Below are 25,198 nucleotides of genomic sequence, written 5' to 3'. Positions count from 1 at the left end.
GCTGCGGGGCCGGCGGGATCGGCACTCCCGCGGGGCCGTCCGGGGGCGTGCCGGCCGTGCGAGGGCTGGGCCGGGTAGGCCTGCTGCGGGGGGACCGCGGCGGCCTGGGCCGGGTGGCCGTGGGCGGGGGTGTGCGCCGTGGGAGCGGCCGCGGGCCAGCCGCTGGGGCGTGCGCGGGCGTGGGGCGTGCGCGGGGGCGGGGGCGCGGCGGCGGGGCCGAGCCCCAGCCGTAGAGCGGGCGTTCGGTGCCCCAGCCCTGGTAGCGGGCCTGGGAGTGCGCGGGGGCCGGCGGGGCGAAGCCCTTGAAGTGCAGCTCGGCCTCTCCGGTGCGGTCCCCCGGGAGGGTTCTGAAGAGCCGCTCGAACTCCGTGTAGAGGGCGTCGTAGATGGGGGTGGCGGAGACGCGGGGAGTGGAGTCGGGGCGGGGACGCGTGCCGGGGACGGTACCCGGGCCGACGGGGGTGGCGTCAGCGCAGGTCGGGGCGGGGGGTAGGGGTCATAGCTGTGCACGCCCTGGCCAACGACTGAAGCGTCCCGGGGTTGCGGGAGGGAACCGGGCGGTGGTCGCGCGCGCCCGTGGCTCGCGCCGCGTGACGGTGTCCCGTCCCCCGCCCCGGCCCGCCGCGGCCCGGCCCCCGCCCGGCACCCGGGCCGGCGCTTCGGCGGCGTTCCGCAGCGGCGCGCGGCGACTTGAGGGGCGCGGGGAACTGCGGGGGCGCCGCCGTCGCGCGCGGGCCGCGCAGTTCCCCTCCGCCTGATCCGCTCCGCGGATCACGGGGCGCGGTCAGGTGCCCGCCAGCGGGAGGGCGGCGCCGGCCAGGACGCCCTTGGCGGCGGCCTGGTCGAGGGCGGCGCGCATCAGGTCCTCGCGGGGCTGCTGGCCGATGTAGCCGTGCGGGGCCGCGTACATGAGGACCTCGCCGTGCGCCACGGCGGCCTGCCGCCAGGCGTCGGTGACCTGGAGCGGCTGGTGGGCCTGCCACCAGGCGGTGGTGCCGCCCTGCGGGCCGGGCTGGAGCACGGCGTGCAGCCGGCCCATGGCGATCAGCACGGACCAGCCGGGGAGCTGCGCCGGGGCCTGGTCCACGTTCGGCACCGGCGCCATGCCCTGGTCGAGCACCAGCTCGTAGAACTCGTCCTGCTCGCCGGAGCCGCCCGGCCGGCTCACCCCGCCGGTCGGCTCGACCACCAGCGCCGCGCGCGGCACCGAGCCCTGGCCCGGGTCCTGCACCAGCACCAGGCCGCAGGTGACGCTGAGCACCGCGGGGCCGCCCGGCTCCCCGGTCCTCTCGGGGGCGGCAGGAGCGGCCGGGGCGGGCATCGACGGCATCGCCGCCTGCAGCGGGACCTGGTCCACCGGCAGGTCGGGGTTCTGGGCGAGGCCCTGGACGGCCCCGCGCAGCTGCTCCTCCTGGACCGGGACCACCTGGGACGGGATGCAGCGGGCGTGGGCGAAGGCCAGCACCGCCGTCTCCTCGGCGACGAACAGCACCGTGGAGGTGTGCTCCTGGTTGACGTCGCCCGGGGCCCGGCAGGACGTGCAGTCGTACACGTCCGGGGCGCTGCCTCCGGCGATGAGCCGGTCCGCCTCGTCGTCGCCGATCTCGGCGCGCACATCGTCGCTGACGTCGAGCATGCGGGGCACGAAGACTCCTCGGGTCGGGGATAACCGGGCGCGGGCGCACCCGGCCACGAGGGAGAACGCGTCCGGTGTGCTCGGGGTCACGGTCCTGGTCCCGAACGGGTGGGAATGTCCGATTCCACTTTCACTCACCGTATTCGGGCCGCCACGGCCCGTCGATAATGTGAGCGAGGTCACCGAGGCGTCCGGGTAACCGCGGTCACAATACCAGCCGCCCGATCTTGCGAATTGGCCGAAACATTCCGGGTCTTGTCTCAATTCCTAGATCAATACCACTGGTAACCGCCTTTTGAGCTGGGTTTTCAGTGAATTATTTGAAAGGACTTCCGGGCGCTGCCTAGGTTTCCTGGCGGCGCACCGAGCGCTACCCGGCCCAGGCGGCGGACGCCGTGTGCGGTGGACAGGACCGCGCGGCCCGCCGGCCGATCCCGGGGAACTCGAAAGGGTCTCAATGATCTTCCGTCGCGAGAATGTCGCAGTCCGTGCCGCCGTCATCGCCGGCCTGGCCGTCGCCGCACCCGCCGTCGGAGTACTCGCCAACGCCGGCTCCGCCTCTGCCGCGTCCACCTCGCAGTGGGACCACGTCGCGCAGCTCGAAAGCGGCGGCGACTGGCACGCCAACACCGGTAACGGCTATTACGGCGGACTGCAGTTCTCCCAGTCGACCTGGGCCGCCTACGGGGGCACCGCCTACGCGGCGAACGCCTCCGAGGCGAGCAAGTCCGAGCAGATAGCCGTCGCCGAGCGGGTGCTCGCCTCGCAGGGGCCGGGCGCCTGGCCGAACACCGGATACGGGCTCACCAAGGGCGGCTCCACGTCCGCCGGGGTGTCGCGCTCGGCCGGTGTCCACCACCACAGCCGCTCCACCGCCAACACCTCCCACACCTCCGAGGACGCGGTCCGGAGCACCGGCTCCAGCGCCGTCCACCACTACCGCACCGGCTCTGGCGACTACACCGTCAGGTCGGGGGACACCCTGAGCTCCATCGCCGCCCACAAGGGCATCTCCTGGACCAAGCTCTACGAGAGGAACAGGAGCACGATCGGTGCCGACCCGAACCTGATCTTCGTGGGCCAGCGTCTCGACGTCTGATCCGGTAGCTCTCCCCGTCAGGGGCCCGGCGGCAGGCCGGGCCCCTGACGCGTCAGTTCGGCGGGTTCCCCGGAGAAGGCGATCCGGCCGCGGTGGAGGACGTGGACGAAGCACCGGCCGGGCGGGAAGGGATCGCCGGGCGGCGGTCCCTGTTCCGCGAGGAGCACCGTGCGGCCGGCGGCCACCGCCTCCGCGAGGGCGGCGAAGACCCGATGCCGGACCTCCTCGGCGAGGCCCCGGCCGAACTCGTCCAGGACCAGCAGCCGGGCGGGGCCGGCCAGGGCCCGGCAGAGCGCGGTCATCCGCTGCTCGCCGCCGGAGAGGGTGCCGGCCCTGCGGTCCAACAGCCGCCGCAGCTCGGGGAAGTGACGGTCGAGCACCTCTGCGGGGTCGGCCCCGGAGACCGCCAGGTGCTCGGCCACCGTGAGGGAGGGGAAGACGGCCTGCTCGTCGGGGACGGCGCAGAGGCCGAGCCGGGCCCGGCGCCACGGGCCGAGACGGGTGGCGTCCCGCCCGTCCAGGAGCACCCGGCCGGCGGTCGGGCGGAGGGTGCCGGCCAGGACCCGCAGCGCGGTGCTGCGGCCGGCCCCGTTGCGGCCGAGGAGCAGGGTGCAGCAGCCGGCCGGGACCGGGAGGTCCACCGCGTGGAGGGCCTCCAGCGGGCCGTAGCCGGCCCGGATCGCGCGCAGTTCGGCGGAGAGGCCGGGGGGCGGGGCGGTCATCCCCGGCCTCCCTCGGCGAGGGCCAGCCGGCCCGCGGTCATCGTGTAGACGCGGTCGGCCAGCCGGGAGACCAGCTCGGCGTCGTGCTCGACGAGGAGGAGGGCGATGCCGTCCCCGACGGCGAGGGTGCGCAGGAGTTCGTCGAGGCCGGCGGTCTCGGCGTGGTCCAGGCCGGCGGCGGGCTCGTCCAGCAGCAGCACCCGGGGGCGGGCGGCCAGCGCCCGGCCCAGCTCGACCAGGCGGAGGGTGCCGGTGGGGAGGCCGTCGGCGGGGTGGTCGCGGAGTCGGGTGAGGCCGAGCCGGTCCAGTACGGCGGCCACGGTGGCCGGCGGGTCGGGGGTGCGGTCGGCGCCCAGCCGGAGGTTCTCGGCGACCGTCAGGGACGGGAAGACGGCCAGGTGCTGGAAGGTGCGGGCCAGGCCGAGGCGGGAACGCGCGTGCGGGGGAAGGCGGGTGACGTCCCGTCCGGAGAGCAGCACCCGGCCGGCGGACGGGCGGGCGGCACCGGCCAGGCAGTCGAAGAGGGTGCTCTTGCCGGCGCCGTTGGGGCCGGTCAGGGCGGTGATCCGGGCCGCCGGGACGGAGAGTTCCGCGCGGTCCACCGCGGTCACTCCGCCGAAGCGCTTGCTGAGGCCGTGGGCGGCGAGGACGGGGCCGTCCGGCGGGAGCGCGGTCGGGGGGCCGGGTTCGGGGCGGTCATGGCGCGGCCCTCCGGGCGAGGAGGGCGCGGGCCAGGGCGGTGGGGCGGAGCGGGCGCGGTTCCGGCCGGTGCGGCAGCCGGAGCCGGAGGGCCGGCGGCAGGCCGGGGCGCGCCTGGAAGCGGCCCTGGAGCAGGGCCAGCAGGCCGATCAGCGCGGTGGAGAGGGACTGGCTGGGGGCCAGCCCGTCCAGCGCGGTGAGCAGCGCCGCCGCGAGGACGGCGCGGGCCGGGCGGTCCGCGCCCAGGACCACCACCGCGGCGAACCACACCAGGCCGATCACCGGGTCGAAGGCGTCCGGGTCGAAGGCCTGGCCGCCGAGGGCGAGGAGTCCGCCGCCGAGGGCGGCCAGCGCGGCGCCGGCCACGAAGGTCGCCAGCTTCAGCCGGGGGACGTCCACCCCGGCCGCCTCGGCGGCCGCCTCGTGGTCGCGCATGGCGGCGATCGCCCGGCCCGGGCGGCCGCGGTGGAGGGCGTGGACGGCGAGGAGGCCGAGCAGCAGCAGGGCCGCCTCGGCGGCGTAGAACGCGCGGTCCCCAGCTGCCCAGCCGTGCCGGGTGAGGTCCAGGTTCTGGGTGGCGTACGGCTGTTGGAAGACGAACCGGCTCATCGCGGTGCCGACGGCGAAGGTGGCCACGGCCAGCGCGAGGCCGCGGCGGCGGATCGCCGGCCAGCCGGTGAGCAGGCCGAAGGGGGCGGTGATCGCGACGGCGAGGAGGAGGGCCGGGAGGGTCGGCAGTCCTGGGCCGGTGGTGAGCCAGCCGGTGAAGAGGGCGCCCAGGCCGGCGTATCCGGCCTGGCCCAGGGAGATCTGGCCGCCGTAGCCGGTGACCGCGGTGAGCGAGAGGAGGATCAGCGCCAGGGCCGGGAAGGCCAGCGCGGTGTGGAGGGACTGGCCGCGCAGGCACAGCGGGAGGAGGAGCAGCGACAGGGCGAGGGCGGGCAGCGCGCCCCGGCCGCCGGCGCCGAGGCGTTCCGGGCGGCGGCTTGTCGCCGGCCCCTCGACTGACCGGCTCCAACTGGCTCCGGACGGCAGCAGCACCACGGCCAGCAGGGCGACCACGAACAGGTTGGCGGTCAGCGACTGGAGCAACTGGTCGGCGCTGCCCGGCAGGTGGAAGCGGCTCAGCTCGCTCTGCGCGACGCCGAGCGCCAGTCCGGCGAGCACCGCCGTGCCCAGGCCGCGCAGCCGGGCGGCGACCGCCACCGCCATGGTCTCCATCACCAGCAGCGGCAGCCCGTACGGGTCGAGGCGGAGCAGCGGGGCGAGGAGGACGCCGGTCAGCCCGGCGGTGAAGGCGCCGAAGGCCCAGCCGACGGAGGCCACCCGGTCCGCGTCCACGCCGTTCAGCTCGGCCAGCCGGCGGTTGTCGACCACGGCGCGGACCTCGGTGCCGAACCTGGTCCAGCGGCCGACGCCGGCGGTGAGCCCGGCCAGGGCCAGTACGGCGGCGAGTTGGACCACGGTGTCCAGCCGGATCGGCTGCCCGCCGAGGCTGCCCACGGAGTCGGCCGGGACCAGGGCGGGGGTGTCGGCGAGCGGCGCCCGGCCCCACAGCAGGGTGGCCGCGCCGATCAGGGCGATGAAGACGCCGAGGGTGGAGACCAGGGTGCGGGTGGGGTCCGCGCCGGCGCGCTGGAGCGGGCGGAAGACCAGCGCGTCCAGCGTCCAGCCGAGCGCCGGGGCGAAGAGGAGGACGCAGACCGGGGCGGCCAGGGCGAGCGGCCAGTGCCAGACGACGGCGGTCTGGCGGAGGGCGTAGGCGGTGATCATCGCGATCGCGCCCTGGGCCAGGTTGAGGACGCCCGTGGTGCGGTGGCAGACCACCAGGCCGAGGCCGGAGAGGGCGGCGGCGCTGCCGGTCGCCATCCCGGCGAGGGCGAGGTCGACGGTGAGGTCGGTGCCGGGCATCGGTCAACCCCCTTGGGCGGGACGGGAGTCGGAGGCGGGACCGGGCTCGGCGGCGGGGTGGCGGGGGCGGCGGGGGCGGCGTCGGCGGTGCCTGGGTCCTCGCCGGGCCCGGGCAGGCAGACCGGGCACGGCGAGAGACCGCGGCCGTCGAGGGCCGGGTCGACCGCGGCGGCGCCCGGTTTGCCGCGGACCAGGCGGCAGGACGGGCGGTGGTAGAGGGTGCTGCCGGGGAGGGCGACCGGGGGCGCCGGTGCCTCCGGGCGGCCGGCGGCGGTGGCGCCGGGGTCGCGGAGGTCGTCGGCCGCCTCCAGCAGGAGGGCGTGGATCTCGGCGATCCGGCGGCGGGTCTCCTGGTCCCCGGCCGCGTCCGCGCGGTGCCGGGCGAGGAGTACGGCCGCGGCCACCAGCAGGGCGGCCCCCGGGATCGACGCCGAGGCCAGGTACGGGAGTTGGCGGGCCGGGTAGCGCTCGCCGGAGATCCCGTACCAGCCGAGGGCGCAGAGCAGCGCGCCGAGCGCCGCCACCGGGTACCAGGGCCGGTGGGCGAGGAGGCGCGCGGCCGCGCCGAGCGCCTGCGGCAGTCGTCCGACCGCGTGCCGCAGGGCCGTCGTACGTGGTTCGGTCATCGCGTCACCCCGGTGGTCGCCGATGCTCCGAAGATCTGGTGTGCCGAGGGCCGGTCACGATTTGCCTGCGTTCCGCTCCCGAGGGGGCCGGAACCGGTGACACCCGTCCTAGCCTAGTGGCGGCGCACATGACATGACCGGCACGCATCGGCGGTGAGAACGATGGTCCGGAACAGACGTGGAATGGCAGCGGCGGGACTCGCGGTGCTGCTCGCCTTCGGCGGAGCCGCGTGCAGCAGCGGCTCGGGCGGTGGCACGGGATCCAGCGGAACGGCCGGCGCGAGCAGCGCACCGGCGACCTCGGCACCGGCGGCCCCGTCCAGCGGCTCGGCGGCCCAGCCCTCGGATCCGGCCGCGGCCAAGGCGGAGATCGTCCGGAACTGGGAGAAGTTCTTCAACCCGGGCACCCCGGCGGCCGAGAAGGCGGCTCTGGTGCAGCACGGCTCGGCGATGCAGCCCGTGCTGCAGGGCTTCGCCGGGGACCCGCGGATGGGGCAGGTGAGCGCGAAGGTCACCGCGGTCGACTTCACCGGCGCCACGGCGGCCAAGGTCACCTACACCCTCAGCCTCAAGGGCGCGCCGGTGCTGCCGAACGCCGCCGGTCAGTCCGTGCTGGAGAACGGCACCTGGAAGGTGGGCGACACCACCCTCTGCTCGCTGGTGCAGCTCAGCGGAAAGAGCGTGCCGGGGTGCTGAGGCCGCCCGCCTCCCTCGGGGGGCGGCGCCCGGCCCGGGGCCGGCTGCTGCTGATCGCGCTGGTCTGCGCGGTGGCGGGGGCGCTGGCCCTGGGCGGGTGCGGGAGCCGGCTGCCGCTGCGTGACTTCGCCTCCGCGCCGGCCGCCGGCTCCGGCACGTCCTCCACCGGGGCGGGCGGACGGACGCCCGTGCGGGTGGGGATCATCGCCTCGCAGACCAGCCCGCTCGGCGGGGACGCGCTGACCGGGCCGATGTACGGGGCGCAGGCCTTCCTCAAGGCGGAGCCCGAGCTGGACGGCGCGCCCGTGCGGGTCTTCACCTGCGACGACGGCGGCAGCGGGATCGGCGACCAGGACTGCGTCCACCGGCTCATCGACCAGGACCGGGTGGTGGCGCTGGTGGCCACCACCACGCTGGACTACGCCGGGGCCTCGTATGTGAGCGCCAAGGGCGTGCCGGACATCGGCGGCGAGCCGCTCGGCCCGGCGTACGACCGCTACCCCGGGCTCTACCAGATCTACGGCAGCTCGGAGCCGCGCGACGGCAGCGCGGTGGGCTGGGCCGGCACCCGGTACCAGACCACCGAGGTGTACCGCTACTTCCGGCAGACGCTGGGGGCGCGGCGGGCCGCCGTGGTCTCCTACAACCAGTCCGCCTCGGCCTCCTACGCCGGCCAACTGGCGCAGGGGCTGCGGGCCGAGGGGTACTCGGTGCTGCGCGCCACGGTGGACTTCGCGCTGCCGCAGTTCGGCTCGGTGGCGGCCCGGTTGAGGAACGCGGGCACCCAGCTGCTCTTCGACGCCATGGACACCCGCGGCAACGCCGGGCTCTGCCAGGCGATGCAGGCGGACGGGGTGCGGGTGCTGGCCAAGGTCACCAATGTGCAGAACTGGTCGGAGCAGGCGGCCGCCGACTACGCGGCGACGCCGGGCTGCCGGAACGCGCTCTGGGCGACCTCGGACAGCCGGAGCTACCAGGACGTCCGCTACCCGGCGGTGCGCCGGTTCCGGGAGGCGATGGCGAGGTTCTACCCGGACCGGGCCGCCCGGATGTCGCAGTGGGAGCTGGAGGGATGGGCGGCCGCGCAGTGGCTCGCGGACGCGGCGGCCTCCTGCGGCCCCTCGGGGGTGCGGCCGGACTGCCTGCGGCGGTTCATGGACAGCGGGAAGCCCTACGACGCCCACGGGCTGATCGTGCCGGCCTCGTTCACCCACCGGCCGCCGCCGAGCGGGCCGCAGCGGGTGTGCCTTGACGTGGCGCGGTGGACGGACGGCCGGGGGTGGGTGACGCAGGTGCCGGACATGGACCGGAACTGCTTCCTGGTGCCGGCGCTGCCGTACCGGTCCTGAGCCGGGGACACACCGGGCGGGGGCCGGGGGAGGGGCGGGACGGGCGGCGCGGGACAATTGTCCCGGTATGCATGCCCGCTCCCTCCTCCCGCGTTCCGCACCCGGAGGGCCGGCGGGCCCGAGGACATGGAGAGCAACGACATGGGAGACGCCGTCGACCAGCTGGTCGACCTGCTGGACCTGGAGCAGATCGAGGTCAACATCTTCCGGGGCCGCAGCCCGGAGGAGTCACTCCAGCGGGTCTTCGGCGGACAGGTCGCCGGGCAGGCGCTGGTGGCCGCCGGCCGCACGGTCGAGGAGGGGCGGCCGGTGCACTCGCTGCACGCCTACTTCCTGCGGCCGGGGATGCCCGGGGTGCCGATCGTCTACCAGGTGGACCGGCTGCGGGACGGACGCTCCTTCACCACCCGCCGGGTGCTCGGGGTCCAGCAGGGGAAGACGATCTTCGCCCTGACCGCCGACTTCCACAAGCCGGAGGAGGGGGAGATCGAGCACCAGGTGACGATGCCGGAGGTGCCCGCGCCGGAGTCCCTGCCCTCCGCGGTGGACGAGGTGACCCAGGGACTGGGCGCCGAGGCCGTACGGAACCTGAATCGGCGTCAGCCCTTCGACCTGCGGTACGTCAACCGGCTGCGGTGGACCGACGAGGAGATCGCGGCGGCCGAGCAGCGCAGCGCGGTCTGGCTGCGGACGGACGGGAAGCTGGGGGACGACCCGCTGATCCACGTCTGCGCGGTGACCTACGCCAGCGACCTGACGCTGCTGGACGCGGTGCGGGTCGGGAACGAGCCGCTGTTCGGCAACCGCCGGAAGTTCGACCTGGCCTCGCTGGACCACGCGATGTGGTTCCACCGGCCGTTCCGGGCCGACGACTGGCTGCTCTACACCCAGGAGTCGCCGGTGGCGGGCGGCGGCCGGGGCCTCGGCACCGGGCAGATCTTCGACCGCGAGGGGCGGTTGGTGGTCTCCGTGGTGCAGGAGGGGCTGTTCCGGCGGATGCGGCGGTAGGACCGGCCGGCCCGGTGGGCTCTGCCGTCGTGGCAGGGGCCCGGTGGGCCCCTGCCGTTGTGGCAGCCCCGGCCGCCCTGGTGGGGCCGGGGGCGCCCGGCGGGGATGCGAGGATGGCTGGCTGTGACACAACAGCTCTCCACCCCGGGGCCCGCCGGGGAGACGCCGGGCGGACCGCCGCCCGCCCGGCCCGGCCGGATACGCTCGCTGCTCGGCCAGGTCCTCGCGGACATCACGCCGCTCCGGTCCAGCCCGGACTTCCGGCGGATCTGGGCCGGGCAGGCGGTCTCCTCGATCGGGCAGCAGATGACCGCGCTGGCCGTGTCGGTGCAGGTGTACGCGCTGACCCGGTCCTCGTTCGCGACCGGCGTGGTGGGGCTCTGCTCGCTGATCCCGCTGGTCGGGGTCGGGCTGTACGGGGGCGTGATCGCCGACCGGTTCGACCGGCGGTGGATCGGGCTGCTGGGGGCCTCCGGGTTGGCCCTGCTGTCGGCGGTGCTGACCCTGCAGGCGGCGCTGGGGCTGCGCCAGGTGTGGCTGCTGTACGCGGTGGTCGCGGTGCAGGCGGTGTTCTTCGCGCTCAACGCGCCGGCGCGTGCCGCGATGATCCCGAGGCTGGTGCCGGGCGAGCAGCTGCCGGCGGCCAACGCGCTCGGGTCGGTCAGCATGAACCTGGGGCTGACGGTCGGGCCGATGCTGGGCGGGGTGCTGATCGGGACGGTCGGGTACCAGGCCGCGTACCTGGTGGACACCCTGGCGTTCGGGGCCTCGCTGTACGCGATGTGGCGGCTGCCGGCGATGCGGCCGCTGGCGGGCGACGCGCGGGAGCGGACCACGGTGATGGCCGGGCTGCGGTTCCTGCGCGGCCGGCCGAACCTGCGGACCAGCTTCGTCGCGGACATCGTGGCGATGGTCTTCGGAATGCCCCGGGCGATCTTTCCCGCGATCGCGGTGGCCTTCTACCACGGCGGATCGGGGGTGGTGGGCCTGTTGACGGCGGCGCCGGCGGTGGGCGCGCTGCTGGGGGCGCTGTTCTCCGGGTGGGTCGGACGGGTGCGGCGGCACGGGCTCGCGGTGATCCTGGCCGTGCTGGCGTGGGGGCTGACCATCGCGGGCTTCGGGGCGCTGCGTGAACTGTGGGTCGGGCTGGTGCTGTTGGCGGCCGCGGGGTGCGCGGACACGGTCAGCATGATCTTCCGGAACACGATCCTGCAGGAAGCGGTGCCGGACGAGATGCGGGGGCGGTTGCAGGGGGTGTTCACCGTGGTGGTGGCCGGGGGGCCGCGGTTGGGGGACTTCGAGGCGGGGACGGTGGCGCAGTTGACCTCGCCGGGGTTCTCGGCGGTGAGCGGGGGGTTGGCGTGTGTGGCGGGGATCGTGGTGCTGGCGCTGATGCGGCCGGGGTTCGTGCGGTATGACGCGCGGCGGCCTACGCCGTAGGCGGGTCTTTTCTCTTCTGCCCCAGCCCCGCCCCTTCCCGTTTCCCGGGGCTGCCGCCCCGGGCCCCGCTGGCAGCCCCGGGATGAAGTCCGAAGGGCGAATCCAGGGGCGCGGGGAACTGCGCGCCCGGCCATCGACTGCCCGCAGTCGGCAACGGAGTCCGGGTTGCAACCCGGGGGCCGTTGCCGGGTGCGGCGCCGTAGTGGGCTGGGCGCGCAGTTCCCCGCGCCCCTTGCTTGCGCCTGCGGCGCTGCGCAGAGGGCGCGACAGCACGCCGCGGGTTACAGGTGGCGGGTTCGGGTGGCCGTGTGGGGGGTGTAGCGGGCGCGGGCCGCTTCGGCGGCGGGGGTGGTGGCGGTCTCGGCTACGGGGACGTCCCACCAGGCTTGGGCGGGTGGGGCCTGGGGGGTGGCGGACGTCTCCACGTAGACGCAGGTGGGGGTGGTGGCCTCGGCGGCGGCGGCGAGGGCCTTGCGGAGGGTGGCGACCGAGTCGGCTCGGTGGACGGTGAGGCCGAGGGAGGCGGCGTTGGCCGCGAGGTCCACCGGGAGGGGGTCCCCGGTGTAGCTGCCGTCGGGGGCGCGGAAGCGGTACGCGGTGGCGAAGCCCTCGGCGCCGGTCTCCTCGGAGAGACCGCCGATCGAGGCGTAGCCGTGGTTCTGGAAGAGGATCAGCTTGACGGGAAGCCTTTCCTGGACGGCGGTGACCAGCTCGGTGGGGAGCATGAGGTAGGTGCCGTCGCCGACCAGGGACCACACCCGCCGGTCCGGGGCGGCGAGTTGGACGCCGATGGCGGCGGGGATCTCGTACCCCATGCAGGAGTAGCCGTACTCCAGGTGGTACTGGCGCGGGGAGCGGGCCCGCCACAGCTTGTGGAGGTCGCCGGGGAGGGAGCCGGCGGCGTTGATGACGACGTCCTCCTCGCCGACGATCTCGTCGAGGAGGCCGAGGACCTGGGTCTGGGAGGGGCGGGCCTCCGGGTCGGGGGCCGCGTAGGCGGCGTCGACCAGGGACTCCCACTGCTTCTTGGCGTCGGTGTACTCCGACTCGTAGGCGGGGGAGACGCGGTGGCCGTCGGCCAGGGCCGCGGTGAGGGCGGTCAGGGCCTCGCGGGCGTCGGCGACCAGGGGGAGGGCGGACTGCTTGTGGGCGTCGAAGGAGGCGATGTTGAGGTTGAGGAAGCGGACCCGGGGGTTCGCGAAGAGGGTCGAGGAGGCGGTGGTGAAGTCGGTGTAGCGGGTGCCCACCCCGATGACCAGGTCCGCCTCGCGGGCGAGTGCGTCGGCGACGGCCGTCCCGGTGTGGCCGATCCCGCCGACGTCGGCGGGGTGGTCGTGGCGGAGGGAGCCCTTGCCGGCCTGGGTGGAGGCGACCGGGATGCCGGTGGCGTCCGCGAGGGCGCGCAGGGCCTCCTCGGCCCGGGAGTGGTGGACTCCGCCGCCGGCGATGAGGAGCGGGCGCCGGGCGCGGCGGACGGCCTCGGCGGCGTCGGCGAGGGCGGCGGGCTCGGGGACCGGGCGGGCCACCCGCCAGACGCGTTCCGCGAAGAGGTCCTCGGGCCAGTCGTACGCCTCGGCCTGGACGTCCTGCGGGAGGGCGAGGGTGACGGCGCCGGTCTCGGCAGGGTCGGTGAGGACGCGCATCGCGGAGAGGGCGGCCGGGATCAGCGCCTCCGGCCTGGTGATCCGGTCGAAGTAGCGGGAGACCGGGCGGAGGGCATCGTTGACCGACAGGTCGCCGGCGTAGGGGACTTCGAGCTGCTGGAGGACCGGGTCCGCCACGCGGGTGGCGAAGACGTCGCCGGGGAGGAGGAGCACCGGGATGCGGTTGACGGTGGCCAGGGCCGCACCGGTGACCAGGTTGGTGGCGCCGGGGCCGATCGAGGTGGTGACGGCCTGGGCGGAGAGCCGGTCGTTCTGCCGGGCGAAGCCGACCGCCGCGTGCACCATGGCCTGCTCGTTGCGGCCCTGGTGGAAGGGCATGGCGGACTGGCCGGACTGGACCAGGGCCTGGCCGAGGCCGGCCACGTTGCCGTGGCCGAAGATGCCCCAGACGGCGTCGATCAGGCGGCGGCGCTCGCCGTCCCGCTCGGTGTGCTGGGCGGCCAGGAAGCGGACCAGGGCCTGGGCGGTGGTGAGGCGGACGGTGGGCTGCTGCTGGGAACGGCTGTTCGTCATCGGTGGTCTCCGGCGGCGGGGTAGAGGGGGAGACGGGGGTCCACGGGCTGGTCGGGCCAGGTGGAGCGGATCCAGCCGTGGTCCGGGTGGTCGCAGATCAGCCAGGCGCGCTCGGCGCCGGGGCCGGCCATGACGTTGAGGTAGTACATGTCGTGGCCGGGGGCGGCGATCGAGGGGCCGTGCCAGCCGTCCGGGATGAGGACGGTGTCGCCGGAGCGGACCTCGGCGAGGAGGTCGGTGCCGACCTTGCCGTGGCCGGAGGGCGAGACCCGCTGGTAGCCGAGGCCGGGGGTGCCGGCCGGGGAGTCGGCGATCTCGAAGTAGTAGATCTCCTCCAACTCGCTCTCCTCGCCCGGGCGTTCCTCGTCGTGCTTGTGCGGCGGGTAGGAGGACCAGTTGCCGCCGGGGGTGAGCACCTCGACCGCGATCAGCCGGTCGCAGGCGAAGACGTCGGCCGCGGCGAAGTTGTTGACCTGGCGCGAGCAGGAGCCGCTGCCGCGCAGCTCGACGGGGACCGCGGAGGCCGGCCGGTAGCGGGCCGGGAGGCGGCGCTCGCAGCGGGCGCCGGTGAGGGCGAACCGGCCGCCGGCAGCGGAGGCGATCCGGGCCGAGGCGTCCCGGGGGAGGTAGGCGAAGTCCGTGGGGGAGGTGAAGACGCTTGCCCGGCCGGTGAGTCGGAAGGCGTGGGTGTCGCCGGAGGCCTCGGTGGCGGTGACCGTGCAGCCGCCGGAGAGGGGGAGGACGATCCACTCGCTGTCGCCGGTGGCGAACGCGTGCTCCTGGCCGGGGGCGAGGGTGAGGACGCGGAGGGAGGAGTGGCCCCAGCCGGCCGACTCGGGGGTCACGTCGACGGTGTACGGGGTGGACGGGCCCTCGGCGGAGGGCGGCCGGGTGGCGGGGAGGTGGAGGAGCTCGGTGTGCGGGTGGGTCATCGTCGGGTCCTCGGAGGGTGGTGGCCGGTGGAGGAGCGGGTCGGGGCGGATCGGTGCGGTTTCGGCGGCGGCTTTCCGGGCGCCGGCGGACAGGGTGTCAGGCGGCGTCGGCGAGGAGGGCGACCGCGGTGTCCACCGCGGACTGGACGTCGCCGTCCGAGGGGTAGAGCAGCGAGCGGCCGACCACCATGCCGTGGACGGTGGGCAGCCGCAGCGCCTTGGCCCACTTGGCGTACGCGGCCTCCTGGGCGCCCGGGTGGGTGCCGATCTCGCCGCCGAGGAGGACGGTGGGCAGGGTGGAGGCCTCCAGGGCCGGGCCCATGTCGTCCGGGTCCTCGGTGACCGGCAGCTTGAGCCAGGTGTAGGCGGAGGTGCCGCCGAGGCCGGAGGCGATGGCGATGGACCGGGTGACGGCCTCCAGGCCGAGGTCGTTGCGTACCCGGCCGTCCACCCGGTGGGAGATGAACGGCTCGACGAAGAGCGGGAGCCGGAGCGCCGCCATGGCGTCGACGGCGTGGGCGGCGGACTCCAGGGTCCGCAGCGAACCCGGGTCGTCGTAGTCGATCCGGAGCAGCAGCTTTCCGGCGTCGAAGCGGAGCCGGGCCAGGTCCTCGGCGCGGTGGCCGGTGAAGCGGTCGTCCAGCTCGAAGGCGGAGCCGGCCAGTCCGCCGCGGTTCATCGAGCCCATCACCACCTTCTCGTCCAGGGCGCCGAGGAGGAGGAGGTCCTCCAGGACGTCGGCGGTGGCGAGTACGCCGTCCACGCCCGGGCGGGAGAGGGCCAGGCAGAGGCGGGCCAGCAGGTCGGCGCGGTTGGCCATGGCGAGGCGGTCGCCGCCGACGGCGAGGGCGCCGCGGGCCGGGTGGTCCGCGGCGACGATCAGCAGCCGGTTGGTCGCCGGATCGAGCAGGGGCCGCCGGCGTCGTGCGGCGGCTGCCTGCGCGACGGCGTCGGGCCGGACGGCCCGCAGCCTCGGCAGGTCGGCGATGGTGATGGACGACAAGGGGATCGCCTCTCGTGGGTGGTCGCGCGTGGTGCGGGAGTTGCGGGTGCGGGCTGGGGTGCGGGCTGTGGTGCGGGCTGGGGTGGGGGAGGGAAGGTTGGGGGTGACGGGGCGTCAGGCCCGGGTGCGAGCCGTCCTGGGCGCGGGGTGGTGGTCGGCGCCGGAGCCGGCCTGGGTCTCGGCCTCGGGGTCGGCCGGGGCCTCGGTCTCGGGGTCGGCCCGGGTCTCGGTCTCGGTGAGGCGCTGCTCGATCTCCTCCGGGGTGGGCATGGCGGAGGAGCAGGCGAGCCGGCCGGCCACGATCGCTCCGGCGGCGTTGGCCCAGCGGACCGTCCGCTCCAGCGGCCAGCCGGCCAGCAGTCCGTGGCAGAGCGCGCCGCCGAAGGCGTCGCCCGCGCCGAGTCCGTTGACCACCTCCACCGGGACCGGCGGCACCTGCGCGCGGGTGCCGTCCCGGTGGAGGGCGAGCACGCCCTTCGGGCCCTGCTTCACCACGGCCAGTTCGGCGCCGAGTTCGAGCAGCGCCTCGGCGCAGGCCTGCGGGTCGCGCAGGCCGGTGGCGACCTCGGCCTCGTCCAGGTTGCCCACCGCGACGGTGGCGTGCGCCAGCGCCTCGCGGTAGATCGGGCGGGCCTCGGCCATCGCCCGGGCGCCGCCCTCGCCGCCGTCCCCGGAGGCCCCGCCCTCGCCGCCCCAGAAGGCCGGCCGCCAGTCGAGGTCGAAGACGGTGGGTCCGGCGCCGGGTCGGGCCGAGCGGGCGGCCAGCGCGGCGAGGGTGGCCGTGCGGCTGGGCTCCTCGCACAGGCCGGTGCCGGTGATCCAGAAGATGCCGGCCGAGCGGATCGCGTCCAGGTCCAGCTCCTCCGGGTGGATCTCCAGGTCCGGGGCCTTGGGGCGGCGGTAGAACCAGATCGGGAAGTCGTCCGGCGGGAAGATCTCGCAGAACGTCACCGGTGTCGGATACCGCTGAACCGGCGTCACCCACCGGTCGTCCACGCCGAATTCGCGGAGGGCGCGGTGGACGTACTCGCCGAAGGGGTCGGCGCCGGTGCGGCTGACCACCGCGGAGCGCCGGCGGAGGCGGGCGGCGGCCACCGCCACGTTGGTGGCCGAGCCGCCGAGGAACTTCCCGAAGGTCTCCACCTCGGCAAGTGGCACGCCGATCTGGAGCGGGTAGATGTCCACCCCGATCCGGCCCATGGTGATCAGGTCGAAGGGCGGTGCCGGCTCGGGCTTCGCGGGGGCGTTCGCGGGGGCAGCGGGCGTGGTCATGGGCTCCGGTCTAGTCCGGACGGTCCATGCTGTCAAGCATTTGTCCTTACATACAGACCTGTCGCACGAGATCCGGACGTACGAATGTCAGGACTTTCTCTTGACTTCGGGCCCCGTCCTGACAAGGCTTCCCAGCGGTCACCGTCGACCTGACCGCGAGAGGAGACCGCCGTGTCCGCGAACGGACTCGCCACCCCCGTCCTGGACCGGATCCGGGTCGGGTCCGCCCCCGACTCCTGGGGCGTCTGGTTCCCCGAGGACGAGCAGCAGGTGCCCTGGCGGCGGTTCCTCGACGAGGTCGCGCAGGCCGGATACCGCTGGATCGAGCTCGGCCCCTACGGCTACCTGCCGACCGAACCCGCCGTGCTGAGCGGCGAGTTGGAGCGGCGCGGGCTCTCCGTCTCGGCGGGCACGGTGTTCACCGCCCTGCATCGCGGGCCGGCGGTCTGGGAGGAGACCTGGGAGCAGGTCTCCCGGGTCGCCGCGCTGGCCCGGGCGACGGGGGCGGGGCATCTGGTGGTCATCCCCTCGTTCTGGCGGGACGACAGGACCGCCGAGATCATCGAGCCGGAGGAGCTGACCGCCGAGCAGTGGCGGCACCTCGCCGAGGGCACCGAGCGGCTGGCCCGCAGGGTCGGGGACGCGTACGGGCTGCGGATCGTCGTCCATCCGCATGCGGACACCCATATCGACACCGAGGAGCACACCGCCCGGTTCCTGGACGCGACCGACCCGGAGCTGGTCAGCCTCTGCCTGGACACCGGGCACTACGCCTACTGCGGCGGGGACAGCGTCGAACTGATCAGGACCTACGGGGAGCGGATCGGCTACCTCCACCTCAAGCAGGTCGACCCGGAGGTGCTGGCCGACGTGCGGGCCAAGGGCATCCCATTCGGTCCCGCCGTCCGGCAGGGTGTCATGGTGGAGCCGCCGCTGGGCGTTCCGGCGCTGCCGCCGGTGCTGGAGGCCGCGCAGCGGCTGGGCGTGGACCTCTTCGCCATCGTCGAGCAGGACATGTACCCGTGCGAGCCGGAGCGGCCGCTGCCGATCGCCGAGCGGACCCGGCGGTTCCTCCGATCCTGCGGGGCGTGAGAACGCGTCCCGGCGCACCTGATACGAATGAAGCGGCAGTACAGAGGCAGTGAGGGAGGGTCCATGCAGCAGAGCGCACCGCTGGGCGTCGCCGTGATCGGCACCGGACGGATGGGTGGCGACCACGTCCGCCGGATCGAGCGGGCGATCAGCGGGGCCCGGGTGGCCGCGGTCGCGGACATCGACGAGGACCGGGTCAAGGCCCTGGCCGCGGGGATCGACGGCTGCGCCGCCTACACCGACCCGGAGGCCGCGCTGGCCGACCCGGCGGTGGACGCGCTGCTGGTGGCCTCCTCCGGCCCGGCCCACGAGGCGGTGCTGCTGGCCGCGTTGGAGCGCGGGATGCCGGTGCTCTGCGAGAAGCCGATGACGCCGGAGTCCTCGGCGGCGCTGCGGGTGGTCGAGGCGGAGGTGCGGGCCGCCGAGCGGTTCGGCCGGCGGCTGATCCAGGTCGGCTTCATGCGCCGGTACGACCGCGACTACCAGTCGCTGAAGCGGCGGTTGGACGAGGGCCGGTACGGGCGCCCGCTGATGCTCCACCACCAGCACCGCAACCCGTCCTCGCCGCCCTTCTTCACCAGCGCGATGACCATCCAGGACTCGGTGGTGCACGAGATCGACGTCACCCGCTGGCTGCTGGACGAGGAGATCACCGGGGTGCGGGTGCTGCGGACGTCGCCGTCCAGCGCGCGTGCCCCCGAGGGGCTGACCGACCCGCAGCTGGTGCTCTTCGAGACCGCGGGCGGGCGGCTGGTCGACACCGAGATCTTCGTCAACTGCGGCTTCGGCTACCAGGTCCGCTGCGAGGCGGTCTGCGAGAGCGGGACCGCGCGGATCGGCGACGACCGCGGGGTGGTGGCCAACCTGCCGGCGGGCGGCGGCGGGGCCGGGTTCCACGGGGTGGACGTGGTGCCGGGGTTCGAGGAGCGCTTCGAGGAGGCGTACGACCGGGAGGTGCAGGCCTGGGTGGACGCCGTGCGGCGGGGCGAGGCGGTCGGCCCGAGCGCCTGGGACGGCTACGCGGCGCAGGCGGTCTGCGAGGCCGGCGTGCGGGCGCAGGGGCTGGGCGGCGACCGGGCGGCCGTGGAGCTGGCCGAGCGGCCGGGGCTGTACGCGTGAGCGGGGCGGATGCGGGCGGTTCGGGCGGTGTGGGCGCGGGCGTTGCGGACTTGAGCGCGGGCGGTGCGGGCTCGGGCGCGGCCGGCGCGGCCGGTGCGGGTCTGCGGCTGGGGCTGATCGGGACCGGTCGGATCGGGGCCTTCCACGCCGAGACCCTCCTTGCGGTGCCGGGGGTGGCCCAGGTCGTCGTCGCGGACCTGGACCCGGAGCGGGCGCGCGGGCTCGCCAAGCGCCTGGACGGGGGTGCCCTCGCCGCCGAGTCGATCGGGGAGATGTACGCCGCCGGGGTCGACGGGGTCGTCGTCACGGCCGCCACCAGCGCCCACGCCGAGCTGATCCACCAGGCGCTGGACCACCGGGTGCCGGTCTTCTGCGAGAAGCCGGTCGCCCTGGACGTGCCCGGCACGCTGGGCGTGGTCGAGCGGGCCGAGTCGTCCGGGGTGCCGGTGCAGATCGGCTTCCAGCGGCGGTTCGACGCGGGCTACGCGCGGGCGCGAGCGGCGTACCGGAACGGCGAGTTGGGGTGGCTGCACACGCTGCGCGCGACGACCTGCGACGCGGCCCCGCCGCCGGCCGAGTTCATCCCCACCTCGGGCGGGCTCTTCCGGGACTGCTCGATCCACGACTTCGACGTGATGCGCTGGCTGACCGGCCGCGAGGTCGTCTCGGTGTACGCGCAGGGGGCCAACAAGGGGGCCGACTTCTTCACCGCGGGCGGGGACGTCGACACCTGCGCGGCGCTGCTGCGGTTCGACGACGACACCCTGGCGACGGTCTCCGCGACCCGCTACAACGGGGCCGGTCACGACGTCCGGCTGGAGGTCTGCGGCTCGGCGGGCGGGCTGGTCGTCGGGCTGGACGACCGGGTACCGCTGTATTCGGCGGAGTCGGCGGGAAAGCTGACGTGGCGTCAGGAGAGGGCTGCCTACCGCACGTTCATAGAGCGCTTCCATGACGCGTACGTCGCCGAGCTGACCGCCTTCGCGGAGGTGGCGGCTGGCCGCCGGGCGAGCCCCTGCGCCCCGCGCGACGCGCTGGAGGCGCTGTGGGTCGCGGAGGCCTGCGACCTCTCCCGGCGCGAGGGGCGGCCGGTGGAACTGGCCGAGCTGCGGGCGCGACAGGGGCAGGGACAGCAGGGGTAGCGGCAGCGGTCGGCGGGGGCGGGGCGGGCCGCGCTGGGCCGCCTGCGCCGACCGCGCCGAAAGCACTGGCTCAGCGCCGGGGTTCGCCCCGGGCCGCGTCGAGGTGGTTGCGGGAGGCCTGTTCCAGGTGGATCAGGTCGCTGGCGACGGTGGCGAAGGTGAAGCCCTGGCCGAGCCTGCGGGCGGCCACCCGCCCGTCGTGGGTGTGGATGCCGGCGGCGATCCCCGCGGACTCCGCGGCCTTGGCGATCCGCTGGAGGGCCTGCTCGAACTCCGCGTCCACGGAGGAGTCCGCCGGGCCGCTGCCGCCTAGCGCGATCCGCAGGTCGGAGGGGCCGACATAGACGCCGTCCAGGCCGGGGACGGCGCAGATCCGCTCGACCTCGGCCAGGCCGGCGGCCGTCTCGATCATCGCGAGTACCACGTTCTGCCGGTTGGCGTCGGCCGGCTTGGGGCCGATGTACAGCTGCGAGCGCATCGGGCCGAAGGAGCGCCGGCCGGCCGGCGGGTAGCGCACGGCGGCGACCGCGTCGGCCGCATCCTGCGGGGAGTCGACCAGCGGGACGATGACCCCGGCGGCGCCCGCGTCCAGGGCGTGGCCGATCGCGGCGAGCTCCTTGCTCTCCACCCGGACCAGGCCGACCGCGGTGCTCGCGCGCGAGTCGATGGCCTGGAGGTCGGCCAGCATCCCCGAGTAGCCGAACAGGCCGTGCTGGGCGTCCAGGACGAGGTAGTCCCAGCCGACCGCGGCCAGCCGCTCGACGGCGGCCGGGGCGTCCAGGCAGGACCAGTAGCCGAGCAGGCGGCGGCGGGCCCGCAGGGCGGCGGCGAACTCCTCGGCGGGGACGGCGTCGGCGGTGGTCAACTCGGCCTCCTGGCAGCTCGGCGGGGATGAGGGGGGCTCAGCGGTTGTAGGCCGGCATCGGGCCGCGGAGGTCGGCGCCGACCTCGTCGCAGGCCTTGGTGACCTCGGCGGGCAGCGGACCGGCCGCGGCGGCGGCGAGGTTCTCCCGAAGCTGCTCGGGGCGGGAGACGCCGAGCAGCAGGGAGTCCGTGGAGGGGCGGTCCAGCAGCCAGCGCAGGGCGAGTTCGGCGAGCGGGATCCCGGCGTCGGCGGCGATCGCGGAGAGCCGGTCGACGGCCTCGAAGAGCCGGCGGTCCCAGTACCGCTCGCGGTACATCGCGGCCACCCGGGAGTCGGAGAACCGGCCGCCCCCGCCGGGTGCCCGGTCGAAGCGGTGACGGCCCGTCAGCAGGCCGCCGCCGAGCGGGTTGTAGACCATCGTGTGGAGTCCGGTGGTGGCGGCGTACTCGACGTACTCCTCCTCCAGGCGGCGGGCCAGCAGGTTGTGCATCTGCTGGGCGACCACCGGGCGCGGGGCGCCCAGGGCGTCCGCGGTGCGCACCAGCTCGCCGATCTGCCAGGCCGCGTAGTTGGAGACGCCCAGCGCCAGCACCTTTCCCTCGGCGACCAGTTCGGCGACCGTCCGCAGGGTCTCCTCGATCGGGGTGGAGCGGTCCGGCCGGTGGAGGTAGAAGAGCTCGACGCGGTCGGTGCCCAGCCGGCGGAGGCTGCCCTCCAGGGCGGCCCGGATGCCGGCGGGCGAGAGGGGCGGGTGGTCGCCCTGGTCGGGGTGGGGGATGCCGGCCTTGGTGGCCAGCAGGACCTGGTCCCGGCGGGTGCGGAGGAGTTCGCCGAGGATGCGCTCGCTCTCGCCGCCGGCGTAGCCGTTGGCGGTGTCCACCGCCGTGAGCCCGGCGTCCAGGGAGGCGTCCAGCATGGTCGCGCAGCCCGCCCGGTCCACGGTGTCGCCGAAGGTCATGGTGCCGAGTACCAGCCGGGAGAGCGGCACCGGGATGTTCGGCAGCGGGACGCTCGGCACGGGGGCGCTCGGCGGGGGGACGGTCACGGTCGGATCCTTCCGTAGCGGCGCTGGGCCAGGCTGTCGCTGCCCTCGAGAACCTGCCATGTGTGGGCGAAGGGGGCAAGGTACAGCGCGGATCGCGCGCAGCCTTTGCCCTGATCCGGCCGTGCCCTGATCCGGTCGTGCCCTGATCCGGCCGTGGAGAGACAGCCGGGCCGCCAAGCCGGGCCGCCCGCCGAGGGGCGGCTCCGATCAGGCCAGCAGACCGGCGAGTTCGGTCCGCGAGGAGACGCCGAGCTTGGGGTAGGCCTTGTAGAGGTGGTGGCCGACGGTCCGCGGGCTGAGGAAGAGGCGCGCGGCGATGTCCCGGTTGGAGAGGCCTCGGGCGGCCAGCCGCACCACCTGGAGCTCCTGCGGGGTGAGGTCCGCGGTCGCGAGGTCCTCCGTCGCGCTCCCGTTCTTCGCCCCGGCCGCCTCGCCGGTGCCGCCCGCCGCGCGCAGCTCGGTGGCCGCCCTGCGGGCCCACGGCACGGCGCCGAGCCGCTCGAACCCCTCCAGTGCACGCCGGAGTTGGGCCTGTGCCTCGGAGCGCCGCCGGGCGCGGCGCAGCCACTCGCCGTAGAGGAGGGTGCTGCGGGCGTGCTCGAACGGCCGGTGCAGCGGCTGCACACCGTCCCGGGCCGCCAGGTGGTGGGCCTCGGCGGACTCGTCCGGGGCGAGCAGCGCGCGGCAGCGCTGGACCAGGGCGTCCGCCCAGGCCTGGCGGGCGAAGGCGGCCCAGCGCTCGAAGCGGGCCAGCGGCTCGGCGGCGGCCTCCGGCCGGCCCAGCCGGACGGCCGCCTCGACCAGGTCGGGCACGGCGTGGGTGGCGGCCACCGTGTGGCCGTGCGGTCCGGTGGCGAGCGCGAGCAGCCGGGAGAGGGCGTCCTCGGCCCGGCCGGCTCCCAGGTCCAGGAGGCCCAGCGCCCACAGCGCCCAGGAGTCGCCGGGGGCCGTCGGGCCGTCTCCGCCGGGCGCGCTGCGGGCCCGGTCCGCGGCCGCGCGGCAGCGCTCGGCGTCGCCGTCCAGCGCCGCCAAGTAGGCGAGGAGTCCGTGGAGTTGCCCGGTCCACTGGCGTTGCCCGGTCTCCTCGGCGACCCGCAGCGCCTCGGTGGCGTCGGCCAGGGCGTCGCGGTGCCGGCCGTGGAAGAGCTCGGCCTCGGCGAGGAAGAACAGCACGGTGGGCAGCAGGCCGTCGGCCCCCTGCGCGCGGGCGGCCTCCAGCAGTTCGGCGGCGAACTCGTGGGTGGTCGCGTCGTCCCCGACGGCCAGCGTCGTGCCGCAGACCTGGACCAGGTCGCGGGGGAGGTCGGCGCCGAGGCGCAGCGCCTCCAGCACCGTCTCGCGGATCGGCGGCGGCGGGGGCGGTGACGGTGACGGTGGCGGCGGGACCGCAGCGGACTCCCGGCCGGGGCCCGGCTCGGCGGCCGGTGTGAACGAGTCCAGCACCCCCCGCAGGGCGCTGCGGACGTAGCCGACCAGCGGGCCGGTCGGATCGCCGGGCGGCAGCGGCGGCAGGGCGTCCAGCGCGGACGCCGTCTCGGCCAGCCGGTGGGCGCCCAGATACCAGGCCACATGGACGTCCTGGAGCAGCAGCCGGGCGGCCAGCGGCGGCGGGGCCGGAGCCGCCGCGGCGTCCAGCAGCAACTGGTGGGCGGAGGGGTACTCGCCCTGGGAGAAGCGGGCCGCCGCGTGGACGGCCTCGGCCCGGGCCCGCGTCCCGGCGGTGCCCTCCGGGGCCTGCCCGGCGATCCCCTCTGAGGCCCGCCCGGTGCCCTCCGGGGCCTGCCCGGCGGCGTCGGCGGTTTCGGCGGCCTCGGCGGCCAGCAGCCGGGCGTGGGTGAACCGGCCGGCGGCCAGAGCGGATTCGGCGGCCAGGGTGAGCCGCTGGGCGGCCCGGTCCGGGCGGGTGCTGAGCCGGGCCGACTGCTGGTACGCGGCGGCCGCGGCGGCGTGCCCGCCGCGGGCGCGGGCGGTGAGGGCCGTGCGCTCCAGGTCGGCGGCGACCGACTCGTCGGGGGCGTCCGCCGCCAGCGCGCGGTGCCAGGCCCGGCGCTCGCCGTCCAGAACGGCCGCCAGGGCGTCGTGGGCGCGGCGGCGCTCCAGCACGGTCGCCTGCCGGCGGAGGGCCGCGCGGAGCAGCGGATGGTGGAAGCGCAGCCGGTCACCGCCGCCGCCGGGGCCGTCCTCCACGGAGACCAGCTCCGCGTCGAGGGCCGCGCGGAGATCGGTGAGGGGGTCGGCGCCGGTCTCCGGGGCGGGACCGGTGGCGTGCAGCAGGCGGGTGGCCCGCAGCACGGCGGCGAGATCGCCGTCCTCCTCCAGGGCGGCCGTGGTCAGCAGTGCCCGGGTGCCCGAGGGGAGGCGCTGGGCCCGGTCCAGGAAGGCGAGTTGGAGCCGCCGGGTGAGCGGGGGCGTGCCGTCGGGGGAGGGATCGGCGTGGTCTCCGCCGGCGAAGGGTTCCGCGCGGTCGGAAGGGACGGGATGGCCGGCGCGGTCGGGGTGGTCGGGGCGGTCGGGGTGGGCGGCGGCGTGGCCGTGGCCCATCCGGTCCGCGCGCGGGAGCTCGGTCAGGGCCAGCGGGTTCCCCTGCGCCTCGCGGAGGACCGCGGAGCGGGCGGCGGGCGGCAGTCCGGCCGCCCGCTCGTCCAGCAGCGCCGCCGCGTCCGCCGGGGCCAGCGGACCCAGCCGCAGCACCGGGACGCCCTCCGCCGCGTCCTCGGCGCTCGGCCAGGCGGCGGCCAGCACCACCACCGGGTCCCGCTGAAGCCTCCGCATGGCGATCAGTACGGCGTCCGCGGAGGCCCGGTCCACCCAGTGGGCGTCGTCGATCAGGCAGACCACGGGCTGCTTCGCCACGGCGGCGAGCTCGGTCAGCGCGCTCAGCACGGCGAGCCCGGTGACCAGCCGCTGCGAGGCCGGCGGGGTCCCGGCCGAGCCGTTCCCCGCCGAGGCGTCGGCGGCGGAGGAGCCGTTCGCGGACGGCGCGGACATACCGAACGCGGTCTCCAGGGCCTGGAGCTGGGGCGCTGGAAGGGCCGAGCGGACCGCGCCCAGATCCGGGGCGAGCAGCATCTGCAGTGCGGCGAAGGGCAGTTCGGCCTCCGACTCGATGCCGGTCGCACGCAGCACCCGCATCCCCGCCGCGTCGGCCTCCCGGGCGGCGGCGTCCAGCAGGGCCGTCTTGCCGATGCCGGGGTCGCCGAGCAGGAGCAGCGAGCCGCCGGTTCCGTCCCGTTCGGCCGCATCCAGGAGTCGGCGGATCGCCTCCAGTTCCTCACGACGTCCGTGCAGGCTCATCGGCATGGGGCGAGCGTACCCATGTGCGACTGATACGTGACAGATTCGCCGGACCCCCTCTTCGCCGCAGC

Annotated in this window: 20 protein-coding genes; 8 read left to right on the top strand and 12 right to left on the bottom strand. The window is 75.7% G+C overall.

Going from position 1 to position 25,198, the window contains the following annotated elements; translation table 11 throughout:
* Window positions 1–784 precede the first annotated feature (784 nt).
* Window positions 785–1,645, bottom strand: coding sequence for a hypothetical protein (locus BS73_RS11455; RefSeq protein ID WP_037571526.1), 861 nt, complete (start codon window positions 1,643–1,645; stop codon window positions 785–787).
* Window positions 1,646–2,093: 448 nt separating this feature from the next.
* Here BS73_RS11455 and BS73_RS11450 point away from each other — a divergent pair, with 448 nt between their 5' ends.
* Window positions 2,094–2,735: a LysM peptidoglycan-binding domain-containing protein gene (locus BS73_RS11450; RefSeq protein ID WP_037571525.1), complete on the top strand. Its 642-nt coding sequence runs from the start codon at window positions 2,094–2,096 to the stop codon at window positions 2,733–2,735.
* 17 nt (window positions 2,736–2,752) lie between these two features.
* Here the strand turns inward: BS73_RS11450 and BS73_RS11445 are convergent, their stop codons facing one another.
* The 4 genes from BS73_RS11445 to BS73_RS40675 form a co-directional block, all read right to left on the bottom strand.
* Window positions 2,753–3,457 (bottom strand): ATP-binding cassette domain-containing protein, encoded by a 705-nt coding sequence (locus BS73_RS11445; RefSeq protein ID WP_037571524.1) that lies wholly within the window; start codon window positions 3,455–3,457, stop codon window positions 2,753–2,755.
* Window positions 3,454–4,059 (bottom strand): ABC transporter ATP-binding protein, encoded by a 606-nt coding sequence (locus BS73_RS39440; protein ID WP_235215380.1) that lies wholly within the window; start codon window positions 4,057–4,059, stop codon window positions 3,454–3,456. Before BS73_RS39440 ends, BS73_RS11445 begins: the two co-directional genes overlap by 4 nt.
* Window positions 4,060–4,153: 94 nt before the next feature.
* Entirely contained in the window at window positions 4,154–6,025 is a 1,872-nt protein-coding gene (locus tag BS73_RS39435) for an ABC transporter permease (RefSeq protein ID WP_322987307.1), read from the bottom strand.
* Window positions 5,926–6,693, bottom strand: a complete 768-nt coding sequence (locus BS73_RS40675; protein WP_322987253.1) for a hypothetical protein — start codon at window positions 6,691–6,693, stop codon at window positions 5,926–5,928. The genes BS73_RS39435 and BS73_RS40675 overlap by 100 nt, the downstream gene beginning before the upstream one ends.
* A 183-nt stretch (window positions 6,694–6,876) precedes the next feature.
* Between BS73_RS40675 and BS73_RS11430 the strand changes: the two genes are divergently transcribed.
* The 4 genes from BS73_RS11430 (at window position 6,877) to BS73_RS11415 (ending at window position 11,186) form a co-directional block, all read left to right on the top strand.
* Window positions 6,877–7,389: a hypothetical protein gene (locus BS73_RS11430; protein WP_235215379.1), complete on the top strand. Its 513-nt coding sequence runs from the start codon at window positions 6,877–6,879 to the stop codon at window positions 7,387–7,389.
* On the top strand, window positions 7,386–8,738 hold the full coding sequence (locus tag BS73_RS11425; RefSeq protein ID WP_407675135.1) for an ABC transporter substrate-binding protein: 1,353 nt from the start codon (window positions 7,386–7,388) through the stop codon (window positions 8,736–8,738). Before BS73_RS11430 ends, BS73_RS11425 begins: the two co-directional genes overlap by 4 nt.
* 141 nt (window positions 8,739–8,879) lie before the next feature.
* Entirely contained in the window at window positions 8,880–9,746 is an 867-nt protein-coding gene (locus BS73_RS11420) for an acyl-CoA thioesterase (protein ID WP_037579152.1), read from the top strand.
* Between the two features lie 123 nt (window positions 9,747–9,869).
* Window positions 9,870–11,186: an MFS transporter gene (locus BS73_RS11415; protein ID WP_407674997.1), complete on the top strand. Its 1,317-nt coding sequence runs from the start codon at window positions 9,870–9,872 to the stop codon at window positions 11,184–11,186.
* Between the two features lie 281 nt (window positions 11,187–11,467).
* On the opposite strand, the gene iolD is transcribed toward BS73_RS11415, so the two are convergent.
* The 4 genes from iolD to iolC all read right to left on the bottom strand — a co-directional run bounded on the left by iolD (window position 11,468) and on the right by iolC (window position 16,570).
* A complete protein-coding gene (iolD, locus tag BS73_RS11410) occupies window positions 11,468–13,363 on the bottom strand; it encodes a 3D-(3,5/4)-trihydroxycyclohexane-1,2-dione acylhydrolase (decyclizing) (RefSeq protein ID WP_037571522.1) in 1,896 nt (631 codons plus the stop codon).
* Window positions 13,360–14,295, bottom strand: coding sequence for a 5-deoxy-glucuronate isomerase (gene iolB, locus BS73_RS11405; RefSeq protein WP_037571521.1), 936 nt, complete (start codon window positions 14,293–14,295; stop codon window positions 13,360–13,362). The genes iolD and iolB overlap by 4 nt, the downstream gene beginning before the upstream one ends.
* Before the next feature lie 97 nt (window positions 14,296–14,392).
* On the bottom strand, window positions 14,393–15,298 hold the full coding sequence (locus tag BS73_RS11400; RefSeq protein WP_456153924.1) for a Cgl0159 family (beta/alpha)8-fold protein: 906 nt from the start codon (window positions 15,296–15,298) through the stop codon (window positions 14,393–14,395).
* Window positions 15,299–15,412: 114 nt separating this feature from the next.
* Window positions 15,413–16,570: a 5-dehydro-2-deoxygluconokinase gene (iolC, locus tag BS73_RS11395; protein WP_084703970.1), complete on the bottom strand. Its 1,158-nt coding sequence runs from the start codon at window positions 16,568–16,570 to the stop codon at window positions 15,413–15,415.
* A 171-nt stretch (window positions 16,571–16,741) separates the two neighbouring features.
* On the opposite strand from iolC, the gene BS73_RS11390 reads away from it, so the two are divergent.
* From BS73_RS11390 to BS73_RS11380, 3 genes are all read left to right on the top strand, one after another.
* Window positions 16,742–17,662, top strand: a complete 921-nt coding sequence (locus BS73_RS11390) for a sugar phosphate isomerase/epimerase family protein (protein WP_037571518.1) — start codon at window positions 16,742–16,744, stop codon at window positions 17,660–17,662.
* Between the two features lie 63 nt (window positions 17,663–17,725).
* The gene (locus BS73_RS11385) at window positions 17,726–18,781 is read left to right on the top strand and encodes a Gfo/Idh/MocA family protein (RefSeq protein ID WP_037571517.1); all 1,056 of its coding nucleotides are present in this window, start codon (window positions 17,726–17,728) and stop codon (window positions 18,779–18,781) included.
* A gap of 101 nt (window positions 18,782–18,882) precedes the next feature.
* Window positions 18,883–19,923, top strand: coding sequence for a Gfo/Idh/MocA family protein (locus BS73_RS11380; protein ID WP_037579147.1), 1,041 nt, complete (start codon window positions 18,883–18,885; stop codon window positions 19,921–19,923).
* A 70-nt stretch (window positions 19,924–19,993) separates the two neighbouring features.
* On the opposite strand, the gene BS73_RS11375 is transcribed toward BS73_RS11380, so the two are convergent.
* The 3 genes from BS73_RS11375 to BS73_RS11365 all read right to left on the bottom strand — a co-directional run bounded on the left by BS73_RS11375 (window position 19,994) and on the right by BS73_RS11365 (window position 25,133).
* Complete coding sequence (locus BS73_RS11375; protein WP_037571516.1) at window positions 19,994–20,788, bottom strand: HpcH/HpaI aldolase family protein; 795 nt, start codon at window positions 20,786–20,788, stop codon at window positions 19,994–19,996.
* Window positions 20,789–20,825: 37 nt separating this feature from the next.
* On the bottom strand, window positions 20,826–21,833 hold the full coding sequence (locus BS73_RS11370) for an aldo/keto reductase (RefSeq protein WP_235215377.1): 1,008 nt from the start codon (window positions 21,831–21,833) through the stop codon (window positions 20,826–20,828).
* A 207-nt stretch (window positions 21,834–22,040) separates the two neighbouring features.
* Complete coding sequence (locus tag BS73_RS11365; protein WP_037571514.1) at window positions 22,041–25,133, bottom strand: helix-turn-helix transcriptional regulator; 3,093 nt, start codon at window positions 25,131–25,133, stop codon at window positions 22,041–22,043.
* Window positions 25,134–25,198: the final 65 nt, after the last annotated feature.

Origin of the sequence: Phaeacidiphilus oryzae TH49, assembly GCF_000744815.1 — a bacterium.
GTDB classification, from domain to species: domain Bacteria; phylum Actinomycetota; class Actinomycetes; order Streptomycetales; family Streptomycetaceae; genus Phaeacidiphilus; species Phaeacidiphilus oryzae.
Note: the sequence above shows the minus strand (reverse complement) of the source record. Positions and strands in the feature narration are given on the sequence as shown.